The following is a 24,863-nucleotide window of genomic DNA, read 5'->3' on the forward strand; positions in this document are numbered from 1 at the left end:
GGTACCGTTATCGGCAACCGAGAATGTTCTGACACCCGTAAAGGCACCTCCCTGGAAACTATATGTATAGGGTGCAGTTCCTGTAGTTGGTACATCGATCGTAACATCTGAGGACTGCTTAACATTATTAGTAGCATTACATTTAAAAGGCGTTGCTGAAGCTGTAGTAGTTAATGCTGTTGGCTGGGTAATGGTTACATTAACCAAACCTGTACAGCCTTTGCTGTCTTTTACATAAAAAGTATAAGAACCTTGGGATAATCCCGTAAAGGTAGCTGTCGTGCTAAAGCCTGTAGTGGCATTATTACTGTAAGTATAACCACCTGAACCGTCTGCTCCTGTTAAGATAACAGAACCGTTTGATCCGCCATTACAGCTCACATTCACTTGTGAAGCTGTAACCGTTGGATTTGTAATCGTATTGACTGTAGTAGTAGTGGTAACTGTACAGCTATTTGCATCTGTAATTTTGAATGTATAAGTACCTGCTGCTGATGCTGTATAAACGTTAGTAGCCATACCTGTGTATGAAGTACCGCCATTTGTTGAAACCTCATAAGTATAAGACGTTCTGCCTCCCGAAGCTGTAAGAGTAATTTGTGCCTGAGGAGTAGTTGGTGAACAGCTAAGCTCTCTGGTTACAGCTGCACTTGCTGTCAGCTGTGGATAAACAGTAACTGCTGCCGATGGCATTATACAGCCGTTGGCATCCTTAACATGAACTGTATAAGTACCCGCTGAAACACTAAAAACAGGGCTTGACTGGAATGCACCAGTAGTTCCTCCTATTCCATAAGTTAATGGAGCCAAACCTCCTGTACCTGATGCAACAATCTGGAAGGTGCTTCCTGATCCAGTACACTGGTTGCTTACCAAAGCTGTTACTGATGGGAGGCCATCTGATGTGATATTAACTGTTCTTTTTGCCGGACAGCCGTTAGCATCCTTTACATAAACATCCCAAACCAGATTAACACCTGAATTAGTATCAACTGTCAAAACTGAACCTGAAGCATAAGCGGACGTAGGAACTGTAGAAGGACTTACTGCATAAGCATAACTATAAGAAGCGGTACCCCCTGTAGCGGTTACCGTAATTTGTGAATTGTCATTGTTACAGTTTACATTAGTACCAACTGCACTTGTAATAGATAATGAAGAACTTGGCTGAGTAAGTGTAATAGTATATGTTGCCGTACAATTCGTTTTTCTATCTGTTACTGTAATGGTATAACTACCCACAGGCAAGTTATTCACATTAACAGTACTTGCTGTTTGGTTAATATTAGAATCAACAGTTACATTTCCTGAATTTTTAACTACATAATCATAACCACTTGTACTTATACCTGAAACGGTGAACTGAATGTTTCCTGTTCCTTCAAAACATTTAATTGTACTTATCACAGAACCTCCCGCTGTAATAGCAGGTATTCCACTAATTGTATGAGTCTTAGTAAATGTACAATTTGTTTTAGTATCAGTAGCCTGGAAAACATAACTTCCGGCAGCTAAGCCTTGGAAAATTCCTGTAGAATTAGCTGTTGCGTTATATCCAGACGGACCTGAAATAATTTGATAACTAATCGGATTTAATGTTCCTGTTTTTACAACAGTAAGACTTACCTGACCTCCTACTGGAGTAGTTGAACAATCATAACCATTATCAACAATTGTTATATTAGTTATTGGTTCTAATGCTCCAATTACAACGGACAATGGTCCAATTTGACAACCATTAACATCCTTAATATATGCTGTAACAGTTCCTGCAACTGAAGTAGAGTAAGTGTTAGTATTTGTAAAATTGGTAGTTCCATTAAAACTATACTGGTAAGATCCAGAACCTCCTGATGCTACAACTGTAACAACAGCTGGTACGGTTCCTGTACTGCTACATCTTAAATCGGTAGCACTAATTGTTCCTCCAACAGTAGTTGGGTTTATAATAGTAACATTACTTACAGCAGATTCACAACCTTTACTGTCAATAACTTTGATATTATAAGTACCAGCACCTAAACCTGTAAATTGATTTGTTGCTTGGGTAGTATAAGCTGCAGCTGAACTTAGTTTAATCGCATAAGTATAAACCGATGTAAATCCATTTGCAGCGGTCACTGTAATAGTACCATTATTTGCATTATTACAGGTAATATCTGTTTTATTAGTTGTTAAAGTTGGTGTTGTTTTTAGAGAAACCTCAATAGTATTACTTGTTGCAGTACATCCTTTGCTGTCTGTAACTGTAAATACATAATTTCCAGCTTGAGTTGCTGTATAAGGGAAAGATGCAACAGTAGTAGCTGTTCCTCCATTACGGGAAACTGTATAAGTATAAGGTGCTCCATAACCACCAGCCACTGCTGTTGTAATAGAAGCATTAACCAAACATGTTAAATCTTGCACCAAAGTTGCATCTAATTGCAACTGAGGTTCAATAACAATATTCGTAATTGCAGGCGCAGTACAATTATTACTGTCAGTCACTAAAATAGTGTGTGTACCTGGCGTTACATTATTAAATGTATTCGTATTAACTGCAGCATTACTGTCTAATTTATAAGTATAAGGAGGTAACCCTCCGGTTGCCGTAACAACCAAACTAGCAGGATTTGATGGCGTATAACACCAATCTGTACTTGCTGCTAAACTCGCAGATGGAGAAGTTATTGCGCTTATTGTTATAGGTAAAGATTCAGCAGACAAACAATTATTGGTATCTTTTACCATAACTGTGTACGTTCCTGGTGCTACATTCGTAAACGTTTTACTTGACTGGAATGGTTTTACAATTCCTGAAGCATTACTTAGCTGATATTGATAACTTCCTGTACCTCCTGTAACAGTAGTAACAGTTATAGTTGCTGGTGTTGTACAAGTTGGTGCTGTTTTATCAGCCTGAACAAATATTGGCTGAGGTGCTTTAATTTCTGAATCAAATGTAAACTTACATGTTCCTGCAGCATCATATTTTACAATTACCTTATAAGTACCTGCACCTAATCCAGAAACTATTACTGGTGAAGTTGTTGAAGAAATCCAATTTGAGCCATTATCAATAGAATAATAAAATCCTGTCGTAGTATTAAAATTAGCTACATTAATGGTTATACTTCCATCGTTTGAAGTGCTACATTTTGTATCCTGAATTCCAGGAGTTGGTACATTAAAAGCGCCGTTTGAATCAATAACAATTGGGAAACTTTTTTCGTTACCACATGATTTAGGTATCTGACGAACCCAGATATCATCAAGCAGTACATCATTACCACTAAAAGCTGTATTATAAGAGCGAATAACAAAACTAAGATTTTTATAAGTACCCGGATTTAAAGACAATTCTTTATACTCCCATTTTTCATTTCTAGGAACATCCCAAGGATTTGCGGTGTCAGTTGTTGCAACAATAGTACCCCCGCCTGTTACTGGATCTAAATTATCAACCAATTGAATTGTCAATTTGGGATTAGAATATTCGGATCCTGTCGAACTCTTCATTAAATTTTCTGCCCATAATGAAATAAGTACTGGCTGGTTTTCAATAACATCCTTAATTGGTTTACTGTATATAATACCTCCAACCCCGGCTGAACTTCCAATATTTACACATAAAAATCTTCCTAATGCGTCTGTTGGTGTGGTATGATCTTTAGCTACAATCCAAGTACCTCCAAAATTGGTTTTAATAGAACTAGCTACTGCATATTTACCATCATTGATTTGGTAATCAGTAATGGGTCCGCATGTTGCTACTGGCCAACTGGCAGGGTGAGGCGTTGATTCATCCTCGAAACAGTAAACAGGACTAATTCCAGGTGTTGTAGTGTAACCACCTTTTCCAAAATCTTCCTGTAGTAAATTACTATAGGTAGAAACTGTTGAAATATTATATTTAACTTTTACCGTATGTGACCCTGATGGTACATTTAAAAAAGTATTACTAGGTGTATTTGTATTTAATACCCCATCTAAATAGTACTCATAAGTATAGGTTGTTGATCCGGAAGTTGTTGGAGTATTGACTACAACAGTAGCTGTAGCGGTACCATCACAATTAAATACCGGATTAATATTACTATCAATAACCGGATCCTCTGGTTTAGGATCTAAAACAACATTATAAGGAATTTTATAAATACATCCTTTACTGTCTTTTACACGTAAATCATAAGAAACAGTAGAAGATACTACATATTTTTGAGCAGAAGCCTGCCATGTTGCACCACCATCAAAACTATATTGATAAGGAGCTGTTCCTCCTTCAACATTGGTAAACCTGATTAACCCTGTTGGCTGACCTCCTTGTAAAGGCCCACAGCCGGCTAATTCAGCCACACCTGCAGAAGCAGTTATTGCAGAACTTGGTCCTGTTATGATAACAGTTTGTGCAGGATCAGAGCATTCTTTTGTTTCAGTATACGGCCAGTTTGAAATTGGATAAGTAACACTATATTTAACTTTAACGCTATAAGTACCTGGGGTCAAATTTGAAAAAACAGGGCTTGTCTGATAAGTTCCTCCGCCATTTATACTATAACCCATAGTATAACCCGCAGTAGAACTAGTTACATTAATAGTTATTTGTGCCGGATCCCCATAACAGTTAATAGTACTGCCTGACGAAATTGTATAAGTTGGTTTAGGTGTTTTAGGAACATTAATTGTAATTATTTTTTCACAATTATTTGTTCCTACAACTCTAATAGTATAAAGGTCTGGTGTAGTAACCTCAATTTCATTTGAAGTCTGAAAGGTAGATGATCCATTAACAAAATAATAAAAAGAATTACTATAATTTCTATCTTGCGTAGCTGTTATTTTTATGATACCTGTAGTACAATCGGTTAAAGGTCTGCTAATTGCAGCTGTTGCCTTTATCTCACCGGCGGAATCATTTATAGGGATATAGTAATTATTAAAAATACATCCGTCTTCTGTTTTTACTTCTACTCTATAACCTCCTGCATCTAAATTATTAAAAAGATAATCAGCACTCGTAACTGGACCCACTTTTTGAACTGAAGATCCGTTTTTGAAAAGTTCATAGTAATACTGTCCTCTTACTCCAGATGTATTAACCTTTATACTTCCTTTATCTCCATAACATATTGGAGAAGTAGGAATTATTTCTACATCTAACTTTCTGTCTACAATATTAACGGAAACCTCAAATATACATGGATTTGTTGTAACGTTTTTTTGTTTAATATATACGGTGTAATTTCCAGCCGTATTAATTGGAGAAAAAACATTACTATCCTGATAAGTCCCTGTTTTTGTTAAACTATACTCATATCCAGCAGGAACCCCATTAACGGTAATTTTTCCTTTCGTGTTACAATAAATATCATTATAACTTATAGTCGGATTTAATTCATTTTTATAAACATTGAAATAAAACTGATTAAAACAATTATTTTGATACGTAATAGTTAAACGATATTGTCCTTTTGTATCCGCTTTGTAATCAGGTCCTGTGGCTACTTGTGTCCACGAACAGGATGTGCTCTCATTAGCACATTTATCATTTACAACAGCAGTACAACTCGCTTCATTTAGCTTTTCCCACACTATTGTAGTCCCCGTTGCAGATATACCCGTTTTGATGTCTCTAAAATCATTGGCACCACATAAAAACAAGTTAGGCAAAAATTTACCACTATCCGGACATTGGGTAATATTTCCAGCATAGGGAGCCCTTGCATAAGGTAATACCGGATTTTCCATTAATCCGTTTGGAAGTGTTACTGTAAATTTTTCAGCTATTGATAAACAAGGTGCCGGAGCAGTATTTTGAACATAATACACTCCTTCTTTTACAACTGTTAGCGTTTGGCCTGTTGCTATAACAGGAGTTCCTGTTGGACTTGTTGACCAGGAGTAACTGCTGTATCCATTAGCTGCTTTAATTTGAATACTGGTTCCACATAAAATTTCAGTTTTTTCAAACTTACAGTCATCAACGTCTACCAAGAAGTTTGTAGATTGTGGAATACCAATGTTACAGCTTGTATAAGAATCTAAACTTTTATCGCCAAAAGTACTTGTATTATAAGTACCTGAATAATTTGATAAAGCCGTATTCTGAACAATATTAGAACACACATCACTTATTTCACTACAAGATTCTACTACTTTAACTTTAAATCTGATAGTGTATCTTGGATCACTTACTTCAACAAATTGCTTTGGAATAGTAAATGTAATAGTACGGGTTGCTGCATCATAAGTATGAGTCACTTTGTAAGTTACACCACTAATAACAATATCAGCTGGTAAGGAAACAATATCAGCCGGATAATTAAATTTAGTGTTAACAGGTAAAATATCCGTAATCGTAAAATTGGTTGCATTATCATTACCCTGATTCTGAAAACCAATTACATAATTTAACTCCTTGCCTAAAGTAACATCCTTGTTAATCATATTGGTAGGAGGTGTCGTAGAATAATCAAAAACTTCTTTTGTTAATGTTATCTTAGGCTCAATAATATCTACAGCAAAAGTTGCTAAGAAAGCTGCATAACCATCTCCACCAGTAGTATTGGTAAACATTCTAAAAGTTCCATTAGTCGCTCCATTAGGTATAACCGAATTTGAAGGATTTGGAATTGCTAAATAATCAATATCAAAACCTAAGTTATTTTGGTTTGTTGGATTACGATTTGTAACCTGAGCATTATCAACCGTAATTGAAGCATTGAAAAAGTTAGAATTTTCTTCCGGGGTAAGTGTTGTTGGATTAAGTGTATTGGTTATTGGTGTAAATGCACTGTTTGCTGTAACTGCTGCGCCGTTTTTAAATAATAAACCATCTCCGTTTTTACTATAATCTCCATCTAATGCAGCTACTCCAACTTTTGCCAGTACTGGAAGTGGGCTAGGTAAAGTTTGAAATCCACTAATTGGAATATCAACTTTTAATAATAGATTTGCTGCATCCACATTGGTCATTTGGGCACCATCAAAAATCGAAATATATTTACTTGAAACTGTTGGACTTTCATAAATAACAGCTAATGTCCATCCACCAGCACTACCCCCTTGTCTGATACCTGTTGTTGCTCTTAGATTAGCTACAGTATAAGTACCATCAGCATTGGTCAATGCTTGCAACATAGATGTTACATCTTTAAAACAAACGTAAACACCATTGTTGAAATCATTAGTATTGGCTCCCTTAAAAATTACTTCGTTTGGACCAGTTGCCGTTAAAGTTTGATAAGTACCTCCTGGAACCTTAAACTTAACCTGATTCCAATCGTTTCGTGGTGCTGTACCGCAATTAAAACAATTACGATCTGTACTGGCTTCATTAGGATACATCGCTGACCAATACAAACCGGCAAAAACAATCCTTTTACAGCCATTATTAATTAATAAATTGGCACTACTTGAACTTACTGTGCTGTTATCACCATCAATATCTACATAAACAGCATCCAGATCATTATTGTTCCCCGCATCATTAAACGGTAAACGTTTACCATTTGGAGTCAGAATTGTATTTCCGATTAATTTTATATCTCCCTGAACTTTAATGTATTTATTACCTTTTCCATCATCAAGTCTTGCTGAAAACTTTGTTCCAACCTGTGCCTGTCCAATATTAAAAGCAAAAAATAACAAAAACACAAGAATAGCAGTACTCTTGATTTTTATTGCTTTTAAATACTTTACTTCTTTTTTGTGTGAAAAAAGAGCACTTAAATCATTATATTGGTTTTCTGCAAATAATACAAAATTTGTAATCATTGCTAAAACCAACTCTGCAGGTTTAAAAGTAGTAGGGTTTTTCATGGTATTTACTTTTTTTGGGCTTTAGTTTTATAATCTAAGGGGCATTAGAAAATAAAGTTTAGGCGCTATAAAAATATTTATTTGTTAGTCCTTTTTAAAATTAAAAAGGACTGTATTCCTTATTCTATTATTAATTTTCAACTTTTACAATAACCATTCTGCTATTGTAAGGTTTACTTCCTTTTGATTCTAATGCATTCGTGGCTCCGGATAAATCTTCATGCTTTTCATAATAAATATAATATTTACTAGTCGTCACATTATAAAAGAAATTAACATCTGAAAGTCCAGCAGCAACGGCTTTAGTTAAAAATTCATCTCGTTTTTCAACACTGTTGTGAACCGCAATAATTAAATAATAACCGCTATCAGAATTTTTAATATTCTTAATAATCTGCATATTTGACTGATCCTCTCCAAAATCAAAATCGCTTTCTGTCAATGGCGTACTGCTTAATTTTGTCGTTTCTTTTATACGTTTAAGAGCAGCGAGATCCTGTGCATATCTTCCTTCATCATTTTCATAAGCTGCACGTTTAATTCGACGTTTTCTTTCAATTTCCGTTTCAGTCTTAATACGTTCTAAATTTGCAATTAATGCAATATTTTCCTGTTCTGCTTTTAATTGTGCTGCTTTTAATTGATTAATTTTCTCTAAATAAGCTCTATTTAAAGCGTCATTTTTATTAGGAACCTTTTTAAGTCTTTCATTATATAGGTTTGTCAAATTGGTTATAGCATCTTTTTGAGTTCTGTTTGCATCTGCAATTTGAATTTTTAGCGATTCTATCTGAGCATTCTCTGCACTAACACTCTTAAATGGTTTTGGCTCTTTATAAATTCCTTTTTCACTCAAATCATTTTCCTCCTTCATATCATTCAGATCTTTTTGCTTATTAGCTACAGTAACATTAAACTGAGCAATTAAGTCTGTTTGAGCCTTACCTGAATTTTCAACTAGTTGAGTTAAGTTATCAAGCTCTTTAGCAGTTTCGTCTTTTTGATTTGCAGCTGCTAATGCATCTGCATCAGCTTTGGCTTTAGCTTCAGCGGCTAGTTTTGCCTGTAAGGCTTCTGCATCAGCTTTAGCTTTAGCTTCCGCGGCTAATTTTGCCTGTAGGGCTTCTGCATCAGCTTTGGCTTTAGCTTCAGCCGCTAGTTTTGCCTGTAAGGCTTCTGCATCAGCTTTGGCTTTAGCTTCAGCGGCTAGTTTTGCCTGTAAGGCTTCTGCATCAGCTTTAGCTTTGGCTTCTGCTGCTAATTTTATTTTAAGAGCTTCTGCATCGGATTTAGCTTTGGCTTCAGCGGCTAGTTTTGCCTGTAAGGCTTCTGCATCAGCTTTCGCTTTGGCTTCCGCTGCCAGTTTTGCCTGTAGGGCTTCTGCATCAGCTTTGGCTTTGGCTTCAGCGGCTAATTTTGCCTGTAGGGCTTCTGCATCAGCTTTGGCTTTAGCTTCCGCTGCTAATTTTGCCTGTAGTGCTTCTGCATCAGCTTTAGCTTTAGCTTCCGCTGCTAATTTTGCCTGCAAGGCTTCTGCATCAGCTTTAGCTTTGGCTTCTGCGGCTAATTTTGCCTGCAAGGCTTCTGCATCAGCTTTAGCTTTGGCTTCTGCGGCTAATTTTGCCTGCAAGGCTTCTGCATCAGCTTTAGCTTTAGCTTCCGCAGCTAATTTTGCCTGTAAGGCTTCTGCATCAGCTTTAGCTTTGGCTTCAGCGGCTAGTTTTGCCTGTAGGGCTTCTGCATCAGCTTTCGCTTTGGCTTCTGCGGCTAATTTTGCCTGTAGGGCTTCTGCATCAGCTTTCGCTTTGGCTTCTGCTGCTAATTTTGCCTGTAGGGCTTCTGCATCAGCTTTCGCTTTGGCTTCTGCTGCTAATTTTATTTTAAGAGCTTCTGCATCCGCTTTAGCTTTAGCTTCCGCGGCTAATTTTGCCTGTAAGGCTTCTGCATCGGCTTTAGCTTTGGCTTCCGCGGCTAATTTTGCCTGCAAGGCTTCTGCATCAGCTTTAGCTTTGGCTTCTGCTGCTAATTTTATTTTAAGAGCTTCTGCATCGGCTTTAGCTTTGGCTTCCGCGGCTAATTTTGCCTGTAAGGCTTCTGCATCGGCTTTAGCTTTGGCTTCCGCTGCTAATTTTGCCTGTAGGGCTTCTGCATCGGCTTTGGCTTTAGCATCAGCGACTAATTTTGCCTGCAAGGCTTCTGCATCAGCTTTCGCTTTGGCTTCTGCGGCTAATTTTACCTGTAAGGCTTCTGCATCGGCTTTAGCTTTAGCTTCGGCTGCTAGTTTTATTTTAAGAGCTTCTGCATCAGCTTTCGCTTTGGCTTCGGCTGCTAATTTTACCTGTAAGGCTTCTGCATCGGCTTTAGCTTTGGCTTCGGCTGCTAGTTTTATTTTAAGAGCTTCTGCATCAGCTTTCACTTTGGCTTCTGCGGCTAGTTTTGCCTGTAAGGCTTCTGCATCGGCTTTCGCTTTGGTCTCTGCGGCTAGTTTTGCCTGTAAGGCTTCTGCGTCGGCTTTCGCTTTGGCTTCTGCGGCTAATTTTATTTTAAGAACTTCTGCATCCGCTTTCGCTTTGGCTTCCGCGGCTAATTTTGCCTGTAGGGCTTCTGCGTCGGCTTTAGCTTTGGCTTCTGCGGCTATTCTGGCTTGTCTTTCTTCTGCATCCGCTTTTACTTTGGCTTCTGCTGCTAATCTCTCTTTTTCTGCAGCTAATGCGGCTGTTCTTGCTTTAGCATCTGCAGCAGCTTTAGCTTTGATAGCAGCATCTTTTGCGGCTTTTGTTTTAGCCTCTGCAGCTGCTTTAGCTTTGGCTTCGGCTGCTAATCTTGCTTGCAATGCATCTGAATCGGCTTTTGCTTTTGCATCTGCAGCTATAATAGATTCTAAATCGGCAGCCTCTGTTTTTGCTTTTGCTTCAGCTTTACGTTTTGCTTCCTCTGCATCTGCTTTTGCTCTAGCCTCAGCTAACAATTTTGCTTTTGTTGCTTCGGCATCTGCTTTTACTTTTGCATCGGCTGCTAATTGCATTTTTAATGCTTCAGCATCTGCTTTTGCTTTTTCTGCTTCAAGTTTCGCTTTTGCGGCTGCTTCAGCATCTGCCTTAACTTTTTCAGCCGCTGCTAATCTTGCCTGTAATGCTTCTGCATCTGCTTTTGCTTTTGCATCAGCAGCTAATTTTGCTTTTGTTGCACCATCGACTCTCGTAATTGGAGTAGTTGATTTTTTTGCAATTACTTGTTTTGGTTTAGAAGTATCTACTAGAGAACCTTCTTCATCGTCTCCATAATAGTAATTTGTATTTTTAAACTTATAAGCAATGACAAACTCATGGGAGGAGCCCAGATTTGTAAAATTTCCTAAACCCCTTTCATAGTTATATTCTATAGCGATATTAGATGTAATGTTAAGTCCTAAACCTGCTGAAACTCCATGTAAAGTATTATAACCCGCCTGCGCCCAAATTCCTTGTGGAATAGTAAGCATTGCAAGTCCTGAAATTATAGTATTATCCTTTTTAATTTCTGTTTTCACAATACCGGAAAATCTACTTTGATCAAAAAAACCATAGGTATCAATATAACCTGTATACATAGCGTGTAATTGAATCGCTTTTTCGGGATCTTCTTTTATCATTCCTGAAGCAAAATTATACAGAATCAAATTGTTCATAGATAATCCAAAATCAAGAAAGGCGGTTCCGTAATTAATACCCGGATTAACAGCAATTAAAGTATTTGAAGGGAAATCTCCTTCAATGCTGCTATCAGAAATTATTTTTCCTTTATTTAAGGCACTCTGATAAGCACCCACGTTTAATCCAAAAGTTAAATTGCTGTCTTCCTGTAAAACAATATTATGGGCATAATTGAGAACTCCTCCAAAAACAGTCATTAAACCATAATTTTGCTGAAATAAACCAACGGCGTAACCATCATTTTCTTTTAAACGACCTGAATAATTAAAGAGATAAGTATTTGGGGCGTCGTCAAATTGTACATATTGGCGCTTATTATAAAAACTGATCATTGGGTTTTGCTCACGCACAAAACTAAATGTTGGGTTGATTAAATATCTATTAAACTTTAATGAATTTCGGACAGGTAATGAAAACGAAACAACTCCATTCTCATTTGTATCCTGAGAATAGAGTAATTGTGATGTACCGTGTAATAAAGTTAAGAATAGTAAAAATTTCTTCATATTATTTCAGCACTGTTATTGATCCTTTTTTTTCACCTGCATCGCCTTTAATAACATAGTAATATACCGGATTTACATTTTTAATATCTAATCCTGTCTGAGGCCAGTCACCCTGATAATTGACAACATCCAGAACTTTTTCGCCATTAGAACTGATAATTATGACTTTTGTGTTTTCGTTTTTATATTCTTCAGGAATATTCCAATAGGGAACCGAATTATTACCACTCAATTTAATAATATTTGGAATAACTAACGACGGACTCAGATCTCCTATAACCTTAAAACTAAATTCTTTTGTAGAAATACATCCGCCTGACTGAGAAATCTTTACTCTGTAATTTCCTCCAAAAGAAACTAAATAAGTATCAGTAGTAGCTCCTGCAATTGCATTACCATTCAAAAACCACTCGTAAGTTGGACTTGCAGCATCATCAGTTACAGTTACACTGCGGGTTTCACCTTCTTCAAGTTTAAATCCTTCATTTACATCAACATCAATACTTGCATCAAAACTATTGCTTAGCAGGTTGATACTTCCAGATGCTGTACAACCTCCAAAATTAACATCCACAGTATAAAGACCAGCTTCACTGGTTGCATAAGTACGGGTTGTTACACCACTAATTACTACGTTATCTTTTTTCCATACATAGCTGTTTCCAGAAGTTGCCGTTAAAACTGTATTACCTCCATTAGCACAAAAAGGGTTTCCTAAACTTGAAGTGATAGTAGTTGTAGATCCTGAACCTGATATGCTCGTTACATTCACACGATTTGAACTGAAATTATTATCAGAGCATGGACCATAATCAATTTTTGCATAGTAAAGGCCAGGAGTATTTACAGCTAAACTGGCTGCGTTTTGCCCTGAAATAAGAACATCATCTTTATACCAGAGGTATTTTAAATTTGGATAGTTTATTGGGGAAGACTCTTTAATCGAAGGAGTGGGATTGTCAATAGAAAGAGTTAGACTTCCGCCACTGCAAAAAGCTGCATTAGGACCTTGATTATTGATAGAAAAAGGGTCTACGTAATTTTCATAATAAACCGAAAAAGTGTCTTTATTAAGTAAATTTTTAATTCTTTGACTATTAACATTTTTATTACTCCTTATTCTTATACTATAAGTATCTGAACCTTTCAAATCTACAGGAACAGCGAACTTTATTTTTTTTTGTGTAGAAGAAATATCTGTAACTTCTAAATTTGTTGCTAAAATTGGTGTTGTTAAAAAATTACCATTCTCATCTGATAACTCAACAGCAAAAGTTACATCAGCTGGAAAATTGTTGTATGTAAATGTTACATAATACTCATTAAAGGGGCTGCCGTTTACAATGGCCCCTGCGCAAATATTAACAAAATCAAACTTACTGGCTGAAATTGTTGTTTGGGCATTAGACTGGTAAACGGTAAAGAAAAATACTCCTAAAAAAAGTAATGATTTTATCAGAGAAAGAGTAGTTCTTTTCATCATATAGTACGAATTCTTGCTAAGTCTATATCTTCAAAAAACAAAATATCTATAAAGGTTTCAGAAAAATCATATTTATAATTTTCAATAATATCTTTTGCAAGTACTGAATACGTAGCGATATTTTTTGATTGATTTTTAGAAGTGATATCTGTATTTCCTTCATCAGTTCCTACAGCTTCTACAGCAAAGCTATCCTTGGGGATGGATAGCTCCACTATAAACTGTTTAGAAAATTCTAAATTAATTACAGGTGTAATTATTGCCGTTGCTTGGTTTTGATTTTTTAACGATTCAGCTTCACCAATAACCCAATTAGAATTTATATTTTTTTCTATTTTGCTTTGGGAATATAAGCTTAATGTTAAAGGAGAAACCAAAAATACTGTATATATAAAATAATTTTTAATACTTGGTGCCATATTCTTTTTGATCTTTATTTGGGTCCTGTTTTAAGACGTATACATAAATTGTCTGGGACTTAATTAATAAAATTTACGTTTTGAAATAAAAATCTAAATCTATTATCTATTACCACTTGAAGCAGTGATTTTTCCTAATTGAAGTCTGAAATCTGGTTTTTTTGGATTAAAAATATCTATAAAAGTTTCTTTATTGTCACTTTGAGAGTACACGTTAAAAAATACACTATTACCGTACCAGCTCTCTAGATCTTCATTATTAGAATTGAATTCTGTAAAGATATTTCCTTTACATAAGTTGAAAAACATTTCTTCAAATTTAATTTTTTTAAGATTGGCATCGTTAATTTCTGTTTTACTATCTAATAAAACTGCAGGATTAAAACCTGAAATTACGCTACGTTTTATTTCAAGAGAAGCATTTTCAGCAATATAAACAGCTTCTTTTACCAAACCTGACTGAATATCAGCATTTATATTTTCACTGTCATTAAGCATCGTAATATTTGAAGCTATGACTAAAGTTTGCTTTTTAGTAAAATCTGTTTCACTTTTTTTCTCATATGAAGCAACCTCGAAACAACGAGATCCGTCTTTATTACTTGATAAATAAGAAGATCTTACTGCAAGAGAATTGTGTAGACGAAATTGTACTCCCTGAGTAAATTTGTAATCGTCATTAATGGATTTATAAGAAACTAATTTGGTTGCACTTAGGTCTCCTCCAAAAAATCCGAATGAATCTCCTGCAGAATAACTAACCATAATGTTTTCTAGAATTGTTTTGTTTCCAACACCCGCTAGTGTCAGACCGTTGAAAGTACCTAAACCTTTTACTTTTTTACCAGCAAATTCGATTCTCACATATCTCAAAATCCCTGAATTTCCAGCAGGATTATCGCCACCATAATTAGTACGAGAAGGATCAAGATCTAAATTATAAGATCCTACATTTCCAAATTTATTAATTGGAGCATCACCAAGTATTACAATTCCTCCCCAGTCACCAGCTTTTTTCTGACTTCTGTTTGAAGTAAATACGATAGGATCTGTCTCCAAACCGTCTGCTATAATGGATGCACCTTTTGTGACTACCAATGTTCCTTTTGTCTCGAAATCACCTATGATTAATGTTCCCGGTTCAATTGTTAAAACGGCGTTATTAGTTACATAAACATTTCCCTGCAAAACATAAACATTTTTTTTAAGCAATTTTGTGTTAGTTGAGATGTTTCCAGCTAAAATTTGGTTGGCTTCACCATATTCAACTTTGTTAGGCTTAAATTCGGTCCAGTTGTTCAACCAATTGTTGTAGCCCATAATTCCTTTTTCTTGCTGAGCACTCATACTTGCAACTGTCAAAAAAACGCAGATTATTTGAGTAAATTTTTTCATGATAAGGGGGGGGTATTACGGTTAATAATAAATTTGGGATGCGTAAATTATAAAAACTCATCTCGTGTTTCCAAAAAATTAGGATACATCGAAAACGAGTTGTGTTAACACCCTTTTTAAAAAATTTAAAATGAAATTTAATCCATAAATAAACGTTTTAAAAAGGGTACTAAAATATTCCAAAAATTACATTTCGTTCAATTCGTTGAATTCATGTAAAGATTTCAAAGTTCCTTCGTAAAATAAAATTGCTGCTATTAAATTTGCTTTATCAGAATAAGGCATCATTTTTCTTTGAAAATCTACAGTAGTATCTAAAAAAGTACTAGTTCCTAAAGCCTGATTTTCTAAAGATTTCTTATGCTCACTATCGTCCGGTATGCCTAAATCTGCCATTGTAACTCCGGGCTTGGTAACCAGAGCAATGTACGGGAGTGTTTTTACAAGCACCTTAATACGTTCAATATATAACTCTAATAATTCTCCTTTTTGCATTCCACTCAATTCTTTTTGATCGTGATATTTACGAATAAGAGCTGTAGTACTAATGATACTGCGAGGAGCATTTTTAGCCTGGGCAGATATAGCCCCTGTAGTCAATAAAAAAAATACACTAAAAAAAATAATTTTCCCTTTCATAGATTCTTATTAAAAAGTTTGTTTTTGATGAAAACAAAAATATATAAATTAACTTAATCTGCAACTTTAATATTTTTTTTTTTAAAAAATATACTTAAAAAAAACTTAAAATTATTTTTATATACCAGTAAAATATGGGCTTAACACGTGTCAATTCTATTTCATGAAAGTATGTTTTCTGTAAGATTTTATCTAAAATTAAATAAAAAAGTATATTGAACTTGTCAATTATAATCAAAAAAAAAGTTCATTTTTGCATAATATTCAAAAAACTATTAACAAAAAATTCTTAATATCTCCTCGAAATAATATCACTATTAACAAAACTTAGCAGAATATAAATTAACATGTTATGTTAAAAACCGACTCATCTATAAAAATGAAATCAAGAAATTTAAAGTTTGATTTATATTTTTTTTGACTCTCTCATTTTCTTATATCTTTGTTCTATGCAATTTTCAGAAATTTTAGGTCAGGACTATATCAAAAGTCACTTAATTAAAAGTGCTTCTTTAGGAAGAATTCCACATGCACAATTATTTGTTGGGCCAGAAGGAAGTGGCACATTATCAACTGCTATTGCCTATGCACAATACATTTTATGCAATAATACAGGTGATGAAAATGCAAACGGAAATGATTCCTGTAATCTGAAATTTCAGAATATTTCACATCCGGATTTACATTTTATTTATCCTACTGTAACAACAGAAGATGTAAAAACAAAACCAAAAAGTTTAGATTTTATTCAGGACTGGCGAACATTTATTCAGGAAATGCCTTACGGAGGTTTGTTTGACTGGTATAAAATTTTGGGTGTACAGAACAAACAGGGTGAAATTCGCGTTGAAGATGCTCAGGAAGTTTTAAAATCCCTTTCACTAAAATCATACGAAGGCGGCTATAAAATAATGATTATCTGGATGGCTGATAAAATGAATATTGCTGCCTCTAATAAATTATTGAAACTTTTAGAAGAGCCATCAGATAAAACCATTTTTATCCTGATTTCAGAAAATGAAGAAGATATTATTCAAACTATCCGGTCCCGCTGTCAAGTAATTCATTTTAACGGAATTCCAGAAAAAGTAATTGCCGAAGCTCTTATTTTACAAGAAAAAACAGATCAAAATCTGGCCAAAAAAATCGCTCATCAGGCTCAGGGAAATTTTAATAAAGCACTGCATTTGTTAAAAGAAGACGATTCAGAATATCCTTTCGAACAATGGTTTGTCAATTGGGTTCGTGCCGCATTTAGAGCAAAAGGAAATGCTGCAGCTATTCAGGATTTAATTTCATGGAGTGAAGAAATTGCTGCTCTTGGACGTGAAAGCCAGAAAAAATTTATTCAATTTTGCATCGAAATGTTCAGACAGGCACTTTTGCTTAATTATGAAGCTGCGAATCTGGTTTATATCGAACCTAAAGTTGACAAATTTAAGTTAGAAAATTTTGCCCCTTTCGTCAACGGAAACAATATTCATGAAATTTTCAAAGAACTTTCAGATGCCATGTATCATATTGAAAGGAACGGAAATGCAAAAATAATCTTAACAGATTTATCTATAAAACTTACTCGATTAATTCATAAAAAATAGTTTTCAATGAATAATGTTGCCTCTATTTTACTGCTGGCTTTTTTAGCCTTAACCTTTTTACAGTCAGGTTATGAAAAAATTTTTTACTGGAAAGAAAATGTTGCCTGGCTTAAGGAACATTTTTCAAAAACAATTCTAAAAAACCTGGTTCCTCCTGCACTTCTACATCTTTTGATTGTAGAACTAATCTCCGGAATTTTGTGCGTTGTGGGCGCTATTCAATTAGTGACAAATAGTGGTCGTGAATTTGGTTTTTATGGTGCTGTTTTTTCGTGTATTTGTCTGTTAATGATGCTTTTCGGACAACGTTTAGCCAAAGATTACGATGGTGCAAGAACCATTGTTATCTATTTTATACCTGCTGTCATGGCTGTTTTTTGGCTAAATTAAATTTGCAATTATTTAAATTATTTAAAAAAAATGAATTCTAAACATCCAGAAGAATCTCTGACAATATTAACCGATTTAGTTTTACCGAGCGAAACAAATCCTTTAAATAATCTTTTTGGCGGTGAGTTGTTAGCCCGTATGGATCGTGCTGCCAGTATAGCTGCCCGAAGACACTCACGACGGATTGTAGTTACAGCTTCTGTTAACCACGTTGCTTTTAACAGAGCCATTTCGCTGGGGAGCGTTGTTACTGTCGAAGCAAAAGTTTCAAGATCTTTTAAAAGTTCAATGGAAGTTTTTATTGATGTCTGGGTAGAAGACCGCGAATCCGGAAACAGAACCAAAGCCAATGAAGCTATTTACACTTTTGTTGCTGTTGACGATACCGGAAGACCTGTAGAAGTTCCTCCAATTGTTCCGCAAACAGACCTGGAAATACAAAGATTTGATGCTGCTTTGCGTCGTAAACAATTGAGCTTACTACTTGCAGGTAAAATAAAACCATCTGATGCCACAGAATTAAAAGCTTTATTTTTATAGCATAAATTGTCACAATTTGTAACAATTGGAAATAATAATCTTGAAAAAAAAGAAGTATTTTTACAATTTACAAGCCTTTAGAAACCTAATCATGAAGTTATAATTTCCTGATTTACTTTGAGAAGAAAAAATTTTAATAATTTATATGAAAGAAAAAGAAAAGATGAGTTCAGACAAAGATGCCAAATTAAAAGCGTTACAGCTTACACTTGATAAACTAGATAAAACTTACGGAAAAGGAACCGTAATGAAAATGGGGGACAAAGCTATTGTAGAAGTTGAAACAATTTCTTCAGGTTCTCTGGGCGTTGATCTTGCACTAGGTGTAAACGGGTATCCAAAAGGAAGAATTATTGAAATATACGGTCCGGAATCATCCGGTAAAACGACTTTAACCCTTCACGCAATTGCTGAGGCTCAAAAGGCAGGAGGAATTGCTGCTTTTATTGATGCTGAACATGCATTTGACAGAAATTATGCTGAAAAATTAGGAGTAGATATCGAAAATCTGATCATCTCACAGCCGGATAACGGTGAACAGGCTTTAGAAATTGCCGAAAACCTTATTCGTTCAGGAGCTATTGATATTGTGGTTATTGACTCTGTTGCAGCTTTAACACCAAAAAGCGAAATAGAAGGAGAAATGGGAGATTCTAAAATGGGCTTGCATGCACGTTTAATGTCACAGGCTTTGAGAAAACTCACCGGTACAATCAGCAAGACAAACTGTACTGTTTTCTTTATTAATCAATTAAGAGAAAAAATTGGTGTAATGTTTGGAAACCCTGAAACGACAACAGGGGGTAATGCTTTAAAATTTTATGCATCTGTACGTTTGGATATTCGCCGTTCATCTCAAATTAAAGATGGTGAAAACGTAATTGGTAACAGAACAAAGGTTAAAATTGTTAAAAATAAAGTAGCTCCTCCATTTAAAACTGCCGAATTTGACATCATGTACGGTGAAGGAGTATCTAAAACAGGTGAGATTTTAGATTTGGCTGTTGAATTTGATATCGTTAAAAAGGCGGGATCATGGTTTAGCTACGGAGATACAAAATTAGGTCAGGGCCGGGATGCTGTAAAATCTTTAATTAAAGATAATCCTGAATTAGCTGATGAATTAGAAGTAAAAATTAAAGAATATATGAAAGAACTGGCTAACGCTTAAAGCTTTAAAATTCTGTGACTTACATGTTTTTACAAACCCAATAGTTTGAACTATTGGGTTTTTATTTAAAAAAATTAAAACCACGACGCAACCTTTTATAAATTCAATCATCTTGATAGTAAACGTAAATATCGAACGCTATTTTACAGAATACATTCGATACTTTTTAGCATAAATTTGGTTGGTTATTTGCAATAAAAATCTATTAGTATTTATTTTATCACTAATAGATTTTTTTAAGAATTGTTTTTACTCAATCATATCGATCTTAAATGATCTATAAAAATTTAAAGTTAATTTTAGTTTTAAAAAACTCTTTATATATTAACTAATACTATATTTAACCATATAATATTCAATTAGTTAAATTTAATAAAAAGACTAAACTACTGGTAAAATTATTACGCTTAATTTTTACAAAATAATTTAAAAAGAAATTTTTGAATATAAAAGGGGTTTTAATTCAAAAAGAAAACCCGACATAACTTAAAAATTTGTCGGGTTTAATATTATTTACCTTGACCCTTTCTTAAATTCAAGTAATCCTTTGTAAATCAACTGTCTTGTCTGATCCCGAAGCTCTTTTCTATTCTCGCTTGTCAGACCTTTAGTTTCAATAAAAGGGAAAATTTTTCCTCTCATTTTTCCAGGACTTCCACTTAAAAAAGTATATGAAAATCTCTCCTTATTATCAGCAAATACAATTGGAACAATTGGAATCTGATGATCAATTGCTAATCTAAAAGCACCGTCTTTAAACTCATCCAATACAATTGATTCATCATCAGGAACCCCTCCTTCTGGAAAAATACAAATACTATGTCCTTGATTAAGTCTGTCTTGCGCACTCTTAAAAACTTCATTTTTACTTTTTGACGAATTTCTATCTACTAAAATACAGGTTCTTTTGTAGAAAAATCCAAATAACGGAATCTTCGCCAACTCTTTTTTACCAACAAAAACAAAAGGATTTCTAACCACCGCCAACATCAGCATGATATCAGTCATCGAAGTATGATTAGCAACAATCATATAACTTTTGCCCTTTTCCAATTTTTGCAGACGTTCAATTTTGTAATAAAACCCCATCCCGAAAAGGATGAATTTTGCCCAGATACGAGCCATTTTAAAAAAATATGGGTATCCGCTTTCCGTTATAATTGAAGCCACTAAAAATGGCAGCATAATCAATATTGGAATGGCCATCACAATATAAAACCAGATACGCCAAACAATCCAAAAAATAATTTTAATTCCTTTCATGGTTTCAAATGTAAGAAAAGAGAAGTGAATTTAGATTTTAGAACATTAGAATTTTAGAATTTTTAAACTTTTATGAAAATAAAACCTGAAATCTAAGAGAAGTTTTAGAAAAACTTTCTAATTTTTGCAGAAGAAAATAATAAACCTTGCGGGCTTTGCGAAAACTTTGCGAACTTTGCGATTAGAAATAAGAAAAAACTAGAATGGCAAAAATACTGACCGGAGTCCAGAGTACCGGAACCCCACACTTAGGCAATTTATTAGGAGCAATTATTCCTGCAGTCGAATTATCAAATAATCCTGAAAACGACTCCTTTTTGTTTATTGCTGATTTACACTCAGTTACACAAATAAAAGACGGAAAAACATTAAGAGAAAACACTTATAGTACTGCTGCAGCCTGGCTTGCGTGCGGTTTAAATCCTGATAAAGTTACGTTTTACAGACAATCTGATGTGGCACAAACGGCAGAACTGACCTGGTATTTAAGCTGCTTTTTTCCATACCAGCGTTTGACTTTAGCACATTCATTTAAAGATAAATCTGATCGTTTAAGTGATGTCAATGCCGGGCTTTTTACCTACCCGATGTTAATGGCTGCAGATATTTTATTATATGATGCTGAATTTGTTCCAGTTGGAAAAGATCAAAAACAACACATAGAAATCACGCGTGATGTTGCTTCAAGCTTTAATCGTCAAATGGGAGAAACATTTGTACTTCCGGAAGCTATAATTCAGGAAGAAGGCAAATTGATTCCAGGAACTAATGGCGGGAAAATGAGTAAATCTGCCAATAATATTATCAATATTTTCCTTGATGATAAAGTTTTGCGTAAACAAATTATGAGTATCGAAACTGACAGTACTCCGCTTGAAGATCCTAAAAATCCGGATACCTGTAATGCTTTTGCTATTTATTCTTTATTAGCGAATGAGTCTCAAATAGCCGACATGAGAGCTAATTATTTAGGTGGAAATTATGGTTATGGTCACGCTAAACAAGCTCTTTTTGAATTGATTACTGAAAAATTTAAATCTGAAAGAGAAAAATACAATTACTATATTAACAATCTGGAAGAGGTAGATGTACTTTTGAAAAAAGGTGCTGCAAAAGCTTCTGTAGTTGCTGATGGTGTTTTAGCAAAAGTTCGAAATGTTCTTGGATTTGAAAAATAATTAAAAAGTTAAAGCCCGACAGTTTTCAAACATGTTGGGTTTTCTATCCAAAATTGTAATTTCACTTAAAATAAAATGTTAAGAAAAATATTCACAAAATACCTGTTTTTTATCTTAATATCACTTTTTGGATTTGGATTTGTACTGGCTTATCTTTTTGGAGATGAGCAGTCATATGGAATAAACAAAACTGTTGGATGGGCGTATGATATTAGCACTGAAGTTTTTTATACTGCATTAATCTTTACTTTTTCTCAAGTACTTTTTCTTGTAGGATATTTGATAATCTTCTTTCTTGGAAGAAAAACAAATTATCACCTTTCTATAACACATTTTGAAATCATTCTTCTTACATTAATTTTTTACGAAAATTTTATAATTAATATGATTTTTTGTGTGTTCTCGATTATATTATTTTTTATAAATATTTTTAAATCACATAAACAGGAATAAAAAATTGATTCTATAAAGCTATATTGCTTCAAACAATTTCCCCGGCAAAGGCCTGATTACACCCTTAAGCTCCATATTCAATAATATACCGGAGATTTTATAGATTGGAAATTCGCATTGAAGTGCGATAATATCCAGCAATTCTTTTCCGTTTTTTAGCAGGAAATCATAGATTTTTTGTTCTTCAGACTCCAAGTCCACAAACAATTGCTTTTGTACCGATTTAGGCTTGTTTTCAATATCCCAGTTGAGCATATAAACCAAATCGGCAGCATTGGTAATAACATTTGCTTTTTGCATTTTAATCAATTGATTACAGCCCTGACTATATTTGTCTGTAACACGTCCGGGTACTGCGAAAACATCACGATTGTAATCGTTTGCCAGATTTGCAGTGATGAGCGAACCTCCCCTATCTGCTGATTCTATGACAATTGTAGCTTCAGACATGCCTGCAACAATTCTGTTTCGACGAACAAAATTCTCTTTATCGGGATTTGCTGAACTCCAAAATTCGGTAATGAAACCTCCATTTTCCTCCATTTTTGCCATGTACTTTTTGTGGGCTTTAGGATATATCTGGTTTAAACCATGTGCAAGAACACCTATCGTTTGCAAGCCATTTTCTATCGCCAACTGATGTGCCACAATATCAACTCCATACGCAAAACCACTAACAATTATAGGATCAAGAGGTGCCAGATCTTCTATTAGCTTTTTACAGAATTCAATTCCATATGAGGTAATCTGTCGGGTACCTACTATACTGATTATCTTCTTGTTATTAAAATGAATATTCCCAGCAGAGAAAATCAATACTGGACAATCTATGCAATGTTTCAGTCGTTCCGGGTACTTTTCATCTTTAAAAAAAGATACTTTTATATTATTTTTATTGATGAATTCAAGTTCCCGATTTGCTTTTTCAAAAACAGTTTTATCTTTTAAATTCTTCAATAATACTGAACCTACGCCATCTATTGCAGCAATATGATTCGTTTTTGCCTTGAAAATTTCTTCGGGAGTTCCAAAATTAGACAACAATTTTTTAGCCATGATATCCCCTACCCCTTCAACCCTGAGCAAGGCTAATAAATAAAATAAATCTTGTTCTGACATGGCATATAGAATTTAAAGTGGCAGATTAAATAATTAAAACAGTTTTCTTTGAATCGACAAATATATGAATTAGAAGTAAATTCTTTCAAAAATAAACCTCTATCTCTTTTAATTTTAAATATAAAAAAAAAACATTTTATTTAAAATACTGAAAATTAATCATCTGTAATATCAAACAGATTGTTAATAAAAATTGTGAATAAAATTTTGATAACTATATTGGATGTATAACTTTGTTATTATGAAAATCGAAACTTACATCTCGCAGTTATTGTATCGTTATCAGTGTGTAACGGTTCCAGGATTTGGTGCTTTTTTAACCGAAATTCAGTCGGCGCAGCTTAATGAAAGCACAAATTCGTTTTTTCCTCCTAAAAAAATGATTTCTTTTAACAGTCACATCAAAAACAATGATGGTTTACTGGCAAATCATATTGCTAATGCAGAGAAAACATCTTACGGCTTTGCTGTAAGCGCCATTGCTTTTGAAATTTTAAACTGGCAAAAAGTATTAGATGAAGATGGAATTTTAAATCTAAAAAATATTGGTGAAATTCGTTTAAACAGTGATAATAAACTAGTTTTCAAACCAATACAGCAAAATAATTATTTAACCACCTCTTTTGGGTTAAGCCCTTTTGTTTCTCCTTTAGTAAAAAGAGAAAACTTTGAAAAGGAAATTGAAAGAATTGAAAAGAATGAACCAGCTCCACTATATGCTGAACATAAAAGAAAGTCTTCAGGTTCTTATTTAAAATATGCTGCCATTTTTGTTTTGGGATTAGGGATTACAGGAAGTATTGGATATCCGTTATATCAAAAACAAATTGCTGCAGAAACACTTATTGTTGAAGGTACCGTTCAGAAGAAAGTACAAAACAAAATTCAGGAAGCTACCTTTTTGATTCAAAATCCTATGCCGGAAGTAACACTTTCAGTTGATACATCAAAAACAGAGCTCCTTGAAAAAACAATGCCTTATCATATTATAGCAGGAGCTTTCAGAAGTGAGCAAAATGCAAAAAAAGCTTATGATCAATTAATCAAAGACGGTTATAAAGCAAGAATGTTAGGTGTAAACAAACATGGATTATTTCCTGTATTGTACGGAAGCTATACCACAATGGCTGAAGCAGAAAAAGCACAAAAAGAAATTCAAAAAGTAGAAAATCCGGATGCCTGGATTTTAATAGAAAACCTATAAATACATAAAA

At 34.4% G+C, this 24,863-nt stretch carries 14 protein-coding genes; 6 read left to right on the plus strand and 8 right to left on the minus strand.

Annotation, left to right across the window (positions count from 1 at the left end; genetic code table 11):
• The 6 genes from DMB65_RS18495 to DMB65_RS18520 form a co-directional block, all read right to left on the minus strand.
• Positions 1-7,803: beta strand repeat-containing protein (locus DMB65_RS18495; protein ID WP_110308116.1), on the minus strand; the 7,803-nt coding region annotated here is incomplete at its 3' end.
• Positions 7,804-7,933: 130 nt separating this feature from the next.
• On the minus strand, positions 7,934-12,001 hold the full coding sequence (locus DMB65_RS22595) for a PorP/SprF family type IX secretion system membrane protein (protein ID WP_110308117.1): 4,068 nt from the start codon (positions 11,999-12,001) through the stop codon (positions 7,934-7,936).
• A 1-nt stretch (position 12,002) separates the two neighbouring features.
• Complete coding sequence (gene sprC, locus DMB65_RS18505) at positions 12,003-13,484, minus strand: gliding motility protein SprC (protein WP_110308118.1); 1,482 nt, start codon at positions 13,482-13,484, stop codon at positions 12,003-12,005.
• On the minus strand, positions 13,481-13,903 hold the full coding sequence (locus tag DMB65_RS18510; RefSeq protein WP_110308119.1) for a hypothetical protein: 423 nt from the start codon (positions 13,901-13,903) through the stop codon (positions 13,481-13,483). The genes sprC and DMB65_RS18510 overlap by 4 nt, the downstream gene beginning before the upstream one ends.
• Positions 13,904-14,005: 102 nt before the next feature.
• Positions 14,006-15,298 carry a hypothetical protein gene (locus DMB65_RS18515; RefSeq protein WP_110308120.1) on the minus strand — a complete coding sequence of 431 codons (1,293 nt, stop codon included), beginning with the start codon at positions 15,296-15,298 and terminating at the stop codon, positions 14,006-14,008.
• Between the two features lie 186 nt (positions 15,299-15,484).
• Positions 15,485-15,937, minus strand: a complete 453-nt coding sequence (locus DMB65_RS18520; protein ID WP_110308121.1) for a hypothetical protein — start codon at positions 15,935-15,937, stop codon at positions 15,485-15,487.
• 449 nt (positions 15,938-16,386) lie between these two features.
• Here DMB65_RS18520 and DMB65_RS18525 point away from each other — a divergent pair, with 449 nt between their 5' ends.
• The 4 genes from DMB65_RS18525 (at position 16,387) to recA (ending at position 19,636) form a co-directional block, all read left to right on the plus strand.
• Complete coding sequence (locus DMB65_RS18525; protein WP_110308122.1) at positions 16,387-17,535, plus strand: DNA polymerase III subunit; 1,149 nt, start codon at positions 16,387-16,389, stop codon at positions 17,533-17,535.
• A 6-nt stretch (positions 17,536-17,541) separates the two neighbouring features.
• On the plus strand, positions 17,542-17,925 hold the full coding sequence (locus DMB65_RS18530; RefSeq protein ID WP_110308123.1) for a DoxX family protein: 384 nt from the start codon (positions 17,542-17,544) through the stop codon (positions 17,923-17,925).
• Between the two features lie 30 nt (positions 17,926-17,955).
• On the plus strand, positions 17,956-18,465 hold the full coding sequence (locus DMB65_RS18535; RefSeq protein WP_110308124.1) for an acyl-CoA thioesterase: 510 nt from the start codon (positions 17,956-17,958) through the stop codon (positions 18,463-18,465).
• A 163-nt stretch (positions 18,466-18,628) separates the two neighbouring features.
• On the plus strand, positions 18,629-19,636 hold the full coding sequence (gene recA, locus DMB65_RS18540; protein ID WP_110308167.1) for a recombinase RecA: 1,008 nt from the start codon (positions 18,629-18,631) through the stop codon (positions 19,634-19,636).
• A 513-nt stretch (positions 19,637-20,149) separates the two neighbouring features.
• On the opposite strand, the gene DMB65_RS18545 is transcribed toward recA, so the two are convergent.
• Positions 20,150-20,899, minus strand: a complete 750-nt coding sequence (locus DMB65_RS18545; RefSeq protein ID WP_110308125.1) for a lysophospholipid acyltransferase family protein — start codon at positions 20,897-20,899, stop codon at positions 20,150-20,152.
• 203 nt (positions 20,900-21,102) lie between these two features.
• Here DMB65_RS18545 and trpS point away from each other — a divergent pair, with 203 nt between their 5' ends.
• A complete protein-coding gene (gene trpS, locus DMB65_RS18550; protein ID WP_110308126.1) occupies positions 21,103-22,077 on the plus strand; it encodes a tryptophan--tRNA ligase in 975 nt (324 codons plus the stop codon).
• Between the two features lie 471 nt (positions 22,078-22,548).
• On the opposite strand, the gene dprA is transcribed toward trpS, so the two are convergent.
• Positions 22,549-23,649: a DNA-processing protein DprA gene (dprA, locus tag DMB65_RS18560; protein WP_110308128.1), complete on the minus strand. Its 1,101-nt coding sequence runs from the start codon at positions 23,647-23,649 to the stop codon at positions 22,549-22,551.
• A gap of 241 nt (positions 23,650-23,890) precedes the next feature.
• Between dprA and DMB65_RS18565 the strand changes: the two genes are divergently transcribed.
• The gene (locus DMB65_RS18565) at positions 23,891-24,853 is read left to right on the plus strand and encodes an HU domain-containing protein (RefSeq protein WP_110308129.1); all 963 of its coding nucleotides are present in this window, start codon (positions 23,891-23,893) and stop codon (positions 24,851-24,853) included.
• The last annotated feature ends 10 nt before the right edge of the window (positions 24,854-24,863 follow it).

Origin of the sequence: Flavobacterium cheongpyeongense, assembly GCF_003202435.1 — a bacterium.
In the GTDB taxonomy this organism is placed as follows: Bacteria; Bacteroidota; Bacteroidia; order Flavobacteriales; family Flavobacteriaceae; genus Flavobacterium; species Flavobacterium cheongpyeongense.